General features: G+C 39.9%; 8 protein-coding genes. 7 read left to right on the top strand and 1 reads right to left on the bottom strand.

The features are described 5' to 3' along the window. Positions 1 to 427: 427 nt before the first annotated feature. Genes PSYC_RS07170 through PSYC_RS07185 form a run of 4 tightly spaced genes read left to right on the top strand, consistent with a single transcriptional unit; the run spans position 428 to position 7192 of the window. A complete protein-coding gene (locus tag PSYC_RS07170; RefSeq protein WP_011280652.1) occupies positions 428 to 4363 on the top strand; it encodes an ATP-binding protein in 3936 nt (1311 codons plus the stop codon). A gap of 20 nt (positions 4364 to 4383) precedes the next feature. Beyond that, positions 4384 to 4983, top strand: coding sequence for a hypothetical protein (locus tag PSYC_RS07175; RefSeq protein ID WP_148201657.1), 600 nt, complete (start codon positions 4384 to 4386; stop codon positions 4981 to 4983). Beyond that, positions 4980 to 6308 (top strand): hypothetical protein, encoded by a 1329-nt coding sequence (locus PSYC_RS07180; RefSeq protein ID WP_011280654.1) that lies wholly within the window; start codon positions 4980 to 4982, stop codon positions 6306 to 6308. Before PSYC_RS07175 ends, PSYC_RS07180 begins: the two co-directional genes overlap by 4 nt. Beyond that, positions 6281 to 7192, top strand: coding sequence for a DUF7281 domain-containing protein (locus PSYC_RS07185; protein ID WP_011280655.1), 912 nt, complete (start codon positions 6281 to 6283; stop codon positions 7190 to 7192). The genes PSYC_RS07180 and PSYC_RS07185 overlap by 28 nt, the downstream gene beginning before the upstream one ends. Before the next feature lie 177 nt (positions 7193 to 7369). Here the strand turns inward: PSYC_RS07185 and PSYC_RS07190 are convergent, their stop codons facing one another. Continuing rightward, on the bottom strand, positions 7370 to 9052 hold the full coding sequence (locus PSYC_RS07190; protein ID WP_011280656.1) for an NAD-dependent malic enzyme: 1683 nt from the start codon (positions 9050 to 9052) through the stop codon (positions 7370 to 7372). Positions 9053 to 9811: 759 nt separating this feature from the next. Between PSYC_RS07190 and bhcA the strand changes: the two genes are divergently transcribed. The 3 genes from bhcA (at position 9812) to bhcC (ending at position 13314) form a co-directional block, all read left to right on the top strand. Further along, on the top strand, positions 9812 to 10987 hold the full coding sequence (gene bhcA / locus PSYC_RS07195) for an L-aspartate--glyoxylate aminotransferase BhcA (protein ID WP_011280657.1): 1176 nt from the start codon (positions 9812 to 9814) through the stop codon (positions 10985 to 10987). 79 nt (positions 10988 to 11066) lie between these two features. Continuing rightward, the gene (bhcB, locus tag PSYC_RS07200) at positions 11067 to 12047 is read left to right on the top strand and encodes a beta-hydroxyaspartate dehydratase BhcB (RefSeq protein WP_011280658.1); all 981 of its coding nucleotides are present in this window, start codon (positions 11067 to 11069) and stop codon (positions 12045 to 12047) included. Between the two features lie 115 nt (positions 12048 to 12162). Continuing rightward, a complete protein-coding gene (gene bhcC, locus PSYC_RS07205) occupies positions 12163 to 13314 on the top strand; it encodes a 3-hydroxy-D-aspartate aldolase BhcC (protein WP_011280659.1) in 1152 nt (383 codons plus the stop codon). Positions 13315 to 13394: the final 80 nt, after the last annotated feature.

Consider the following 13394-nt stretch of genomic DNA (forward strand, 5'->3'; position numbering starts at 1 on the left):
ATAGTAATAGTGAATAACTTATTTCCATTAATTACCTGCTACCTAAACTGCATAACATGGTTAAAAAATTATCAACTCGCTCACATTCATAGTCTAAAAATAGGTAATATCCCCCGTTACATCAGAAAATATTTCCGTAGACTAAACAACTCAAAAAGCTCTTTAGTATTCATGAACAAGCTCGAATCTTATAACCTTGACTCTAATTCTCATCACTCGTGCTATATTTCTTGTTATTAAACTCAAATTCGAGTTATATAGACTTTAATTGTGAATGTTTGCACTTGAATAGATAAAATCTGATGTACAAATCAATGATACCTCACTTCAAAGTTTTTAAGCTTGGTACTAAAAAACCACGCTGATATTCCAGTTTGAACTGTGGATAAAATGATAAAATTTGACGTACTCACACAGGATACAAGTTATGCTAGAAATGCGCGACGACCAAAATCTCGACAGTATGTCGACTGCAGAGCATGGTCTAAATATAAGTAATGAATTAGTTTCCAACAACCAACCACTAGAAGCAGCTAAAAAGAAAAATAAACTATTAAGAGTAGCTCTATTAAATAGTTACCTGAAAGGACAAAGCCACCTTATTGAGGTAGATAGCAATACTATTCTTACTGGTCGTAATAGTGCCGGTAAAACAACGTTAATGGGCGCTATCGTGCCGTTTTTTGGCACCAAGCTAAGTAGTATTTCCAAAAAATCTGAAGTACATAAGAGTTTTGTAGAGTTCTACCTCCCTTATGCAAACAGCTATATCGTTTATGAATACATAAGAGAGGGTCAAAAAAAGTGCGTCTTGATCAGGAATAGTGGTGGTGTTCAAGTTTTCAACTTCATTGATTCAGAATATAAAGAGAAGTGGTTTGTCAGTATGGACTTGCAGGGTAAGCGCTCTTTTCATCAGTTTGAGGCGGTAAAAGCGAACATTGAGTCAGACGGGTTATACATTTCTAACAATGTGCGCCAGTTGTCATACGAGGCTATTATTAGTAACTGCCCTCCTCATCGTGTTAAAGCATCTATACGCTCAACAGATAGCCTCAGAAGTATCTCTGCACTACGTCATGACTTTTCATTAGCGACAGGGAAAGGGAGTTTCTATGGTTTTGCTTCAATCGCTAGCAACATATTACAGACAAAGCTTGAATTTAATGAGATATGCGAGTTCTTAGTAGAGGCGATGAAGGCGGAGAATAAGGTTAGAGACAATGAGATTATTATCGACTCTAAAGGGGTCGATACCGCTAAGTGGGTACGTCAACGGGATACTTGGGGCAAGATTGAAGTGTTACGACCACAGTTTGATCGTTTATCTTTAGCAGTCAAAATGAATGCCTCTAATCAAAATGAATTATCTACAGACATTAGCATCATAGGTGGTCTACTGATTGAGCTGAAGAACAAAATAAGAAACAACAAGGACTTACTGAACCAATATCAAAACTCTATCAATCTACTTAAAAGTGATATCAATGAAGTATCTGCTCAATGGAGACGAGACCAAGGTGACTTAGACGCTCAATTAAGTCGTCTGACTCTTGATATTGATAAGCTTGAGGCGCGTAAATTTGAGTTTGAAAATGGTATTGCTGGCAAGCATAAACCCGTGAATGAATTAAAAGAGCTGTCATCACAGATACAAGCTCTCAACACTCAAAAAGACCATCAAGAAAGCCTTTTAAATGACTATGAAGATAAAGAGCGTGAGGCTGCTGCAGTCATCAAACAAATAGAATCCATACTTCAAAAAGAATTGCTGGCAATTGAAAACAGTCTAACTCAGAAACTTGCCAGCATTGAACATGAGATAACTAAGGCAGACGGTGTATACGAGCATGCTTATTCTGAATTAATGAAATCACAATACGCTCATATAGAATCTATTCGCGATAGTGCCAAAATTCAGATAGATAATATTCGTGACAAGCTACAACAGCTAAAAATAGATAAAGCCCTTCTTGATCAATCTGTCACTAGTATTGATATCAGCCTTAAATATAAGCAAGACTTGGAGCAAGTTGCTGGCGAGATACGTGCTAAACAAAAGCAGTTAAGCCGAGATATAGAAAACGAAAGCATAGCTAAAGAGCAAAGCCGTGCCGCGCAAGCAGAAAATAGCAACCTTCAAAACGAGCTTATCGAAAATTCACGAAGTATAGAGAGGTTTCAAGCAGATTATAAAAAGCTTCAGGACTTATTAAAAGGCGATACCCTATTTAGCTTTTTGGTACAAAGCGAAGATGATCAGAGCCTAGTTGCTACAGTAGACCAAGTTAGACGAGCCATAGACCCCGCATTACTTAATCGTACCGACCTAGAACCGTCATGGCTAGACGCAGATAGTAGCGATAACCATATCCAAACTGGTGAGTCCTTGTATGGTCTGATCATAGATACTGCAAAAATTGATAACTCAAAAAGTCAGTCTCGCCGTGAAATCACTCAGCAGATGCTTAGCATTGATGCTCAAATATCTAGTAAAAACGAGAGAAAGAAAGAAGTTGAGTCTTTATTACTTGCCAGCCAAAAAAGAATAAAACTTGCAAGAGATGAGAGCTATCAAGCTACCGTCAATATTACTAAAACTAAAGAATCAATAGAAAGCTTAAATCAAAGTAGCAAGCAATTAGAGCTAAGAGCCAAAGCAGATCTTGAAGACAGAAAAACTAAGCTTGCTCAGCAAGTAGCAGCGTTAGCAACCGAAATTGCTGGTAAGCAAAATGAGCTAACTAATATAGAGCTCGGAGTTCATGAAAACATTAATGATATCAAGCAACAGGATAAGATTAGACTTAAGCAATTAGAAGCCAGCCAAACTCAAAGAAAAGAGCAACTCAACCAAGATAAGAAAGCGGCTACCGTTAAGGCGCAACAACAGAGCACTAGTGCTCGTCAACGTCGAGACAATGCTATTAATGCAAACGGCTATGATGATAATGTGATAATTGGTGTTAGGGATACCATCAAAGATATTACCGCTCAGCTCAAACGTGCTGAATCTGCTCAGTTGCGCGTTACCCTGTATGATGAATTTTTAGCTGAAGAGTACACACAAGCTAGTGCTTACACTCAAAAACACAGTGAGCTAAAGTCTATTGTTATCACCAATACTCAAGCTTTCAATGAGATTATTGAGGAAAAAACCAGGAAAGCTGGTAGTTTATCTGAGGAAGCCTCTAGCATTGAGCAAGACTTGACGGTAGCCAATGCTGATCTTGAGCGACTAGAAACGACCCTTAAAGCCGCTAACAATACCTTTATAAGTACATTAGTACCAAATCAGCCACCACCCGCAGAGTTTGCCTCAAAAACCCTATTTGAGCTACATGATACTGCGCTATTCGTACTCGATAAATCTAAAGAGACTATTGAGAAGACTAGGAACACTATCAAAGAAGGTATCAACATACTTACCGCTATAAAATCACCATTTATCAATAACGAGAGTATGTTTGAGACCTTACTTTCCAATGACAGCACAGTAGGCCGTCCTGATGACTATAACTGGTTCATACAAGCGCGTATCTTTACTGAGTATTTAAACAATGAGCATGAGACTAGAAAAGAGGTCATCATCAATCACTATCTGGTTGAAGCTCATAAAATTCGCGATTTTAAATTCAAACTAGACCAAGCGCATCATAGCCTAACCACATTCTCAAACCGTATTAATCGTAGCTGTAGAGAGGTCTGTGATAAATTGGGCGCGTTGGCTATCGAGAATCTAAAGATTACGCTAACCTCTAGTATTAGAGATAACGAATGGTATTCGGTACTCAATACCTTTACCGAGGCATTCGAAGAATGGGTTAACAAGGATATTCATGACAGGTATCGTATGCCTGATGAAGAACTTTTAATGAAGCTTGACCAAGTACAAAGCTATATTGGTCAAAACAAAATGAACATCAAACTGTCAGAACAGTTCTTTGTCAGCTTGACGGTGAAACAAAGAGGTAAAGAGGAGCAGCATACCGACCGTGCCAAATCTTTCCCTGATATCGGCTCAAATGGCACCATGCGTATTGCCCAGCTGATTATTTATATTGCCCTACTCTCAGTCATATCGACCACTGATACTAGTGAGCTCAAATTCTTTATTGATGAAGTGGGTGTGCTTGACCCTACCAATACCCAAGAGCTATTAGGCTTACTGCAAAAACTAGGTATTTCAGCCATGTGCGCCGCACCAGAGAATCCTCATGACGCTGTGATCCCCTTATTCTCTAACAACATTGGCTGTGCTTATGATGTTAACACTTATAGATATGAGCTATCACAGACAGATGATATGTACTCGCTAACTCAGGACCACCAGTTAGAGCAATATGGAGTATTCGAAGAATGAAAGAGCATGAGATATTAAGAATGATAATGCAGAACAAGCTTATCTGCCCTATCAGCGAACCTGAAGCCTATAAGTGGTTAAAGGATAGTGAAGATAACGTTAATCGTATCTCAATCCATCTTGAGCCCTTTGGTGTCAAGCTAGTCTCTATGTGTGATGGCGACGTGTATGCTGGCTTGAACACCGTACCATCCGAGTCTGACAAAAAGGCCATCTCTAAGCAGTTCCATGACATATACAACAATATTGGGCCTATCATTGAAATGCTGACCTGTCTTGCCAGCGCTGATGAACATAATAATGCTCTGGTAATGGGCGATAAGCTCAAACAAGCTGAGTTAGTATTAACTGCTAATGACAATAAGCATTTTGAGAGTATGCTCAATCAAGTCTCTGAAATTACAGGTGCTACCAAAAAGCCCAATGATCAACAGGTAGAAGCTCTACTTGAGCGACTAAGAAAGCATGACATTGTCATCTTGTCTAATAGTGCTCAAAAAATATACCGTGTGACCGGCATGATTAGTTATATTAGCCAAATCTTTGAATACATCACCGAAAACCTCTTTGATGATTTTAATGAAGAGGAGATTGAACTGCAGCAAGGGCTCAGCTTATGAGCGAGGGTATAAAACTTACCGAGGACAAGATCAAAACCTTGGGCCGGGCTATTACGGACAAATCTGATGTGCTCTTTGAGTCCTACTCTCCTGAAGGGTGTTTCGGTGCTGTAAACACAAGCTCCAAACAGTATCAAGTACTGCGTGACAGTGGCGTCATAAGCATTAATGCCAATAGTATTACGCTTGGATCTAGTTTTAGAGATATTTTGCGAACGGTTGATCAAAAGTCCTATCGTACGCACACTATGCCAGACGTAGAGGACTGGAAGCAAAATATCCATCATTCCATTCAAATGGCACAAGCTGCATCAGATTCATTTGATGAAACGCACGATGAGATGATGCACTTAGCGAATATCCGAGATGAGGCCAATATGCTATCTGAGGCTTTAGGCCGTGAGATGTCGAATATTGAGTACATTATTAACTCAGACCTTAATAATACGCCTAACATAAAAGCTAAGCGTATTATCCTTGAAAGCTTGAATAAGAAAATTAAATCGCAGATCCAAAAAACAGCTATTTTAAGTCGTGAAGAGCTTTATAAGCTCCATGGTGACTATACTAAAGCCGCTGTCATATTGGATGAATACCTGTCTGACTCTATCGTTAAATTCAACCATGAAATGGGCGTTCATCTAGATAAGACCATCCTGCTTATCGATAAGTTAAAAAGAGATCAGAACCGTCAAAATAAGATACTGTGGCAACTGCATAAAGCATTGAGAAACGAGCAGTTTATCCCTAAACAAATGGGGCTTGAGTTAAGAGATATCGAAAGCATAGGCTTGGCATTTGGCGGGATAGAGGTTAGTGATAATCTTTATAACATTGAGTTAAGCGATGACAGTTATCTTCTTGCTACTATCATGGGTAAACTTGCCAGCAGCAAACCCATTATCAAAGGTAAAGACATAAATATTTATGAGGGTGAGTATGTTGAATCGACAGACAAAACTGAACAACAAAAACCCTCGGCTGAAAAGCTTTGGGTTCTAAAATATCTGTCCAATAACAACACCGATGACCTGAGTAAATGTTACTCGGTTAGAGAGTATTGGCAAACTGCTGGCTTGACCCATATCGTCGAATATAAGGCCTTTTTAGCTTTAGTGCTTAAGGTCTGTGGTAGCAACTTTAAGAGCGATCATATTATTAAGAAAAAAGACACTTGCTATTGGAAGCTTTATCTAAAAAAGCGGTGGTTATCCGATACTTGCGACACTCTGTATATAACAGATGCTAAGTATGTTAGATGTAATACCACATCTAACGAACCTAGTGAGAACGAATTATGGACGCTAAACTCGCTCAACGCTTAGAGAGCAGTAAGACTTTGCTTGATATACAGCAAAAGCTACAGGCTGGTGAGGATACTATCGCTTTTAGAACGCCTAGCAATGTTTTTGCGCTACTGGTTATTTATGATGCAGATATAGGTCACAAAATAGGACGTAATATACATATAAAGCCTGGTGGTTGGAACCGTATTGTTAGCCTTATTAAAGCTCATACTAAGATAGATATAGCGCACGACGACATAACGGCAATGAAAACCAAAGATCGTGTCGACAACAGCTTGACTATGTCCAATGAGAAGATGCTGAGTAAAGCGCCTACAAAAGGATTCTTTGAATTAAGAATGCTTGGTTCTGATAATGATTTGGCGCTTGCCACCCAGAACTATATTCATAGAGCCTCTAAAGAAAACGCTTACCTAGGTGTTCACAGTGATGATTTGATGCAGTGGAATATTGATAATCTTATTGTCATAGAGAACTTCACTAGCTTTTGTCGTTTTACTGAGCAAGACTTAGCATTAATAGAAGGCTGGCATGGTCAAACTACCGCTTTAGTCTATAGAGGCCACAAGGCTAGTAATACTACTCTAATTTACGAAAGCCTCAAAAACACTAAGTGCTCTAAATATATCTTTGCTGACTATGATTTCGCTGGTCTAAGCATCGCACAATCTATCGGAGAATCAATTTTAGCTACTGGCTTTATAATGCCACAAGATCCTTGGCTCAATAACGATGAGATGCTAGATATGAATAAGAAGCAAACTAGGCTTGTACAGTCACATATCACTGTTAGCCACCCTGCTCTGCAGCCTTACTATAATCATCTGAAGGAAAATTTTTTAGCAATAACTCAAGAAGCTTTAGTCGCTAGGTCGATACCTTTAACCATTGTTAGTGTTTGAATCAGGTTAAAGACTTAGTTTCGAAATTGAGATCGATAGCGGGCAATCATTTAACGATAAAGTAGACCAAATATTTATTCTAGGTTGCTTAATTTTTAGTAAAATCTAGGCAATAAAAAAAGCCGAATGCTACTTTTAATCGTAACATTCAGCTTTTTTATTCGTATTTTCTAATTTTTAGAAAGAAGTACGGCGATAGTTGTGGTATCTAGGTAACCAGAAATTAGCTTTTAATCGACGTTCTAAATTTTCTGCCGTGACAGGTAATGCCAATTTATCTTCAATCGCCTGTAGGGCAACTGCATAGGCTATTTTTTCACTGATTTCTCTAATGAACTTAATGGGCGGTAATATTGCACCTGGTGCTTTTTCATATTCCATTGATATGTCTGCAAGTGCTTGGCTTGCAGACATTAACATATTATCGCTGATACCCGTCGCATGTGCTGCTAAAACACCTAGGCCAATACCTGGGAATATATAGCTGTTATTGCACTGAGAAATCTCGAAAGACTGATCTTCAAAAGTGGTATTAGGGAAAGGACTACCCGTTGCCACAATTGCCTTACCTCTACTCCAGCTAGTCACTTCTTGCGGTGTTGCTTCAACACGAGACGTTGGGTTTGACAGCGGTAAGACAATTGGATGTTCAGTATTAACACATAACGCTTCGATTACCTCTCGTGTAAACAGACCTTTTTGCCCACTTACGCCGAATAATACCGTTATTTTTGCTTGTTTAACCACTTGCGCTAACCCAAGTTTCTGACTCTTATCCCAACTTTCAATAGCTGATTCTTTTTGCACTAACGGTGCTTGGAATTTTTGTAGCTCTGTCATGCTATCTGTTAGCAAACCATAACGATCAACCATAAATACCTGTTTACGTGCCTGCTCTTCCGTTAAACCTTCACGCTGCATTTGGCGAATAATATGTTCGGCGATACCACAACCAGCTGATCCTGCACCCAAAAATGCTATTTTTTGTTGACTAAGTTTTTGACCTTTATTTAAACAAGCTGCTATCAATGTACCGACTGAAACAGCAGCAGTCCCTTGAATATCATCATTAAAACAACATAACTGATCACGATATCGATTCAATAATGGTGTCGCGTTTTCCTGTGCAAAATCTTCAAATTGTAATAATACCTCCGGCCAACGACGCTTAACCGCTTGAATAAATAAGTCTACAAATTCATTGTATTCATCGCCAGAGATTCGTTGATTTCTCCAGCCCATATACATAGGATCATCAAGCAATTGTTGATTATTGGTACCGACATCTAATAATATAGGTAGGCAGTAAGCCGGGCTAATACCACCACAAGCCGTATATAAAGCCAATTTACCAATTGGAATACCCATTCCGCCAATACCTTGATCTCCTAATCCCAAGATACGTTCACCATCAGTGACAACGATTACTTTTACTTTTTGTTTGGTGGCGTTTTGCAGCATATCATCGATTTTATGGCGATCAGGATAAGAGATGAATAAACCACGTTTACGGCGATAAATTTGAGAGAATTTTTCACAAGCTTGGCCAACCGTTGGGGTATATATGAGCGGCATCACTTCCTCGATATGCTGCTCAATCAAATGATGAAATAACGTTTCATTGGTATCTTGTATATTACGCAAGTAAATATGCTTATCGATATCAGTAGTAAACGAGCGAAGTTGATGATAAGCACGTAATGATTGCTCTTCAATCGTCTCAATGTTATGAGGTAGTAAACCGGTTAAATTAAAGCTATCGCGTTCCTCTGATGAAAAAGCACTACCCTTATTTAATAAAGGGGTTTCTAACAGTGCAGGACCTGAAAATGGGATATATAACGGACGTTGGTTTGGCATGATGAAATCTTCTTATTAAAAGTATATGGTGCTACAAAGTTAATGGTTTAAATATTTTTACGGAGTAATTAAATAATAGAAATCTATGTCTTTATCTAACTTTCTTAAAATTATTCAAGTTAACACACTTAAAGGTGATAACTATCAGAAATCCAATGTCTTTCATAAACCCTCAGCATTGATGATGAAGGGTTTTTCTTATTGTGATTGCTTAATTGAATAAATGATTTTTAGTAAGTTAGAGACTGAGCGATGCTGAAGAAACTGTAAAGATAAACTTGTCGGCACGGCACCATATTATACTGAAGTTATGGCAGCTCTTGAAGACATCATGCAACTGAAATGTTAATTATGAATTATTTCTGTCAAAACATAGAAGAATAAATAGGACTAATATCCGCTATTCACGCAAAACAGTCACTGTAATAGTCTCGAGAAGACTAGCACAAAGGTTATTTAAAAACACCTTGTTACGACTTACTATTAATGCTATATTTCAACCGGTTGATGAACATCTACACTTTTTCAACCAAAACCTCTTAGCTTATCCTTCGTAAAAACCGTTACCGTAAGAACGCAGTAAGTAGTAAAGTGACCAATCACCTGCAACTCCTTTCTTTGACATGGTTAATGTTTTAAACCTGAAAAACACACAAACCAAACAGTATGAGTCAGGAAGACTCTTGTATTAAATTCGCATAAAAACCTGCTTATACAACTATTCTGTCCCCTTTATATACATTTACAAGGATGTAAATCATGTCGCTACAAAACCCAATTTTTATTCCTGGTCCTACCAATATTCCTGACAGACTACGTCGCGCGATGAACGTGCCGACGCAAGATCACCGTGCGCCTGATTTCTCAGACACTTTCTTACCGGTGCTTGCTGATTGTAAAAAAGTATTTGGCACGCAAGATAGTGAAATCATCCTGTTTACCTCCAGTGGTACGGGCGGTTGGGAAGCTGCTATTAGCAACACCCTCTCACCTGGTGATAAAGTTCTGATTGCACGCTATGGTATGTTCTCCCATCGCTGGATTGATATGTGTCAGCGCCACGGACTTGATGTGCAAGTTATCGAATGTCCTTGGGGTACAGGCGCACCTGCTGACCAATTTCAAGCTATTTTGAGCGAAGACACAGCGCACGAAATAAAAGCCGTCATGGTCACACATAACGAAACCGCGACAGGTGTCTTAAGCGACATTGGCGCCGTTCGCAAAGCCATAGATAGCAGTAACCACCCCGCTTTATTATTCGTAGATGGTGTCAGCTCAATTGCTTCTGTCCCTTTTGAGATGGATGAATGGGGCGTAGACGTTGCTGTTGCTGGCTCACAAAAAGGCTTTATGCTCGCAACTGGCATGGCAATATTAGGCGTCAGTCAAAAAGCCTTGAGTCATATGGATGAAGCTAAGCTACCACGTACTTATTTTGACTTCCGTGATATGTTGAAAGCAAATGCCAACGGCGGCTTTCCTTATACACCACCATTAAACCTTATCTATGGTTTAAGAGAAAGTCTTGAGATGTTGTTTGATGAAGGTCTTGAAAACGTCTATGCACGTCATTATCGTTTAGCCGAAGGCGTACGACAAGCGGTTAGCGCTTGGGGTATGATATTATGTGCAAAAACTCCTGACCTTTATTCTAATACCGTAAGTGCTATCTTTGTTCCTGAAGGCTTTAACAGTAATAAACTGACCGATCATGCTTTTAATAAATACGGTATCTCCTTTGGTATTGGTTTAGGTGAGATGAATGGTAAAGCATTCAGAATAGGTCATTTGGGTTCATTGACTGAAGTCATGGTGCTAGCAGGGCTTGCAGCCATTGAAATGGCAATGGTTGATTTGGACTACCCTATTAAACTGGGTCAGGGTGTCGCTGCTGCACAAGAGTATTATCGCAACACTGCAACAACTAAATAAAAGCTATTAAGTAACAAGCCATTAAACAACAAGCCATTAAACAACAAGCCATTAAACAAAAGATGAAGGACTATTTTTTATGATCACAAATGATGATGGATTAGTGATTCCAACCCTTGATGATATGCTAGAGGCGCATGAGCGCATTAAGCCATATATCCATCGCACTCCTGTTTTGACCTCTCGCTTTTTAAACGAAATGGCAGGCTGTGAGATGTTCTTTAAATGTGAGAACTTTCAAAAAGCGGGTGCCTTTAAAGTACGCGGCGCATCAAACGCGGTGTTTGGTCTGTCTGACGAAGCCGCAAAAAATGGCGTCTGTACACACAGCTCAGGCAACCATGCCCTGTCTTTATCTTATGCAGCGGGTCGACGCGGCGTACCGTGTCATGTGGTGATGCCGCATAGTGCACCAGAAGCTAAAAAAGCGGCAGTCCGTGGCTATGGTGGTATCATTACTGAGTGTGAGCCATCAACCACTTCACGCGAAGAAGTGTTTGCCAGAGTTCAAGCAGAAACAGGCGGCGACTTTGTCCATCCGTACAATGATCCACGCGTAATCGCCGGACAAGCGACTTGCTCACGTGAATTTCTAGAGCAAATGGAAGAGATCGGTCAAAAACCTGACATGGTTGTGGCACCTATTGGTGGTGGTGGCATGATTTCAGGCACTTGCTTAACGCTATCGAACCTAGCCCCTGATGTCAAAATTTATGCTGCAGAGCCAGTAAATGCTGATGATGCTGCACGCTCATTTAAAGCCGGTTATATTATCGCTGATGATGCACCCGATACTATCGCTGATGGCTTAAAAGTACCGCTTAAAGATTTGACCTGGCATTTTGTCAGTAATTATGTGACTGACATTTTGACTGCGACTGAAGAAGAAATCGTTGAAGCGATGAAGCTGACTTGGACTCATATGAAAATTATCATCGAGCCAAGTTGTGCAGTACCGCTTGCTGTCATCTTGAAGAACAAAGACGTTTTTGCAGGTAAAAAGGTTGGCGTCATCATCACTGGTGGTAACGTTGATCTAGACAAATTGCCTTGGAACTAATGATCGGCAATTAAGTATCATTAACTGATTACAAATTAAGCGTTAACTCAGCGCCAGTAATGCGCATGTTTAAACGGCTTTTTGTAAAACTAACCAACAATATGGAAGAATTAAAATGATTACTGAAGAATTAGAAGTAGGTTATAACGTACCCGCCACTGTTGGTATGGACGAAGCTGACATTCAAACCCCTTGTTTGATCTTGGATCTTGACGCCCTTGAGCGTAACGTCAAAAAAATGGGCGATTATGCTAAAGCGCATAATATGCGTCACCGTAGTCACGGTAAAATGCACAAATCTGTCGATGTACAAAACTTACAAGAAGAACTTGGCGGCGCAATCGGCGTATGCTGTCAAAAGGTCTCTGAAGCGGAAGTGTTCGTACGTGGCGGTATCAAAGACGTATTGGTATCAAACCAAGTCCGCAATCCAGCCAAAATTGAGCGCTTAGCCAATTTGCCTAAGCTGGGCTCAACCATCACCGTTTGTGTCGATGATATCGATAACGTCGCTGAGCTATCAGCTGCTGCAACCAAAGCAGGCACTGAACTGAACTGTTATATCGAAATCGACTGTGGCGCTGGACGTTGTGGTGTCACGACGACTGAAGCTGTAGTAGAGATTGCCAAAGCGATTGATGCCGCTGAAAATTTAAAATTCACTGGTATTCAAGCCTATCAAGGTGCCATGCAGCATATGGACAGCTTTAGCGATCGTAAAGCTAAAACACAAATCGCTATTGATCAGGTACAAGAAGCAATCGATGCGCTAACAGAGATCGGTCTTAAGCCAGAATTTGTTTCAGGTGGCGGTACTGGTAGTTATTATTTCGAAAGTAATTCAGGTGTTTTCAACGAATTACAGTGTGGCTCTTACGCGTTTATGGATGCGGATTATGGTCGTATTCTAGACGAAGACGGCAACCGTATCGATGCGGGTGAATGGGAAAATGCCTTATTCATCCTAACTTCTGTTATGAGCCATGCCAAAGCTGACAAAGCCATTGTTGATGCCGGTCTAAAAGCTCAGTCAGTTGACAGCGGCCTACCCTTTGTCTATGGTCGTGACGATGTTGAATATGTTAAATGTTCAGACGAGCATGGCGTAGTCAGCGATCCAAATGGCGTACTTGAAATCAATGAAAAATTAAAACTGGTACCTGGTCATTGTGATCCTACTTGTAACGTTCATGATTTTTATATTGGTGTGCGTAATGGTAAAGTTGAAACCGTATGGCCAGTATCTGCACGCGGTAAAATGTACTAAGACTTATAAGCTAAATTAGTATGATTTTATCAATTTAGTTTAAAGGGGCTGTTGTAGCTTTAGCCTACAACAGCCCCTTT

It is taken from the genome of Psychrobacter arcticus 273-4, assembly GCF_000012305.1.
GTDB lineage: Bacteria > Pseudomonadota > Gammaproteobacteria > Pseudomonadales > Moraxellaceae > Psychrobacter > Psychrobacter arcticus.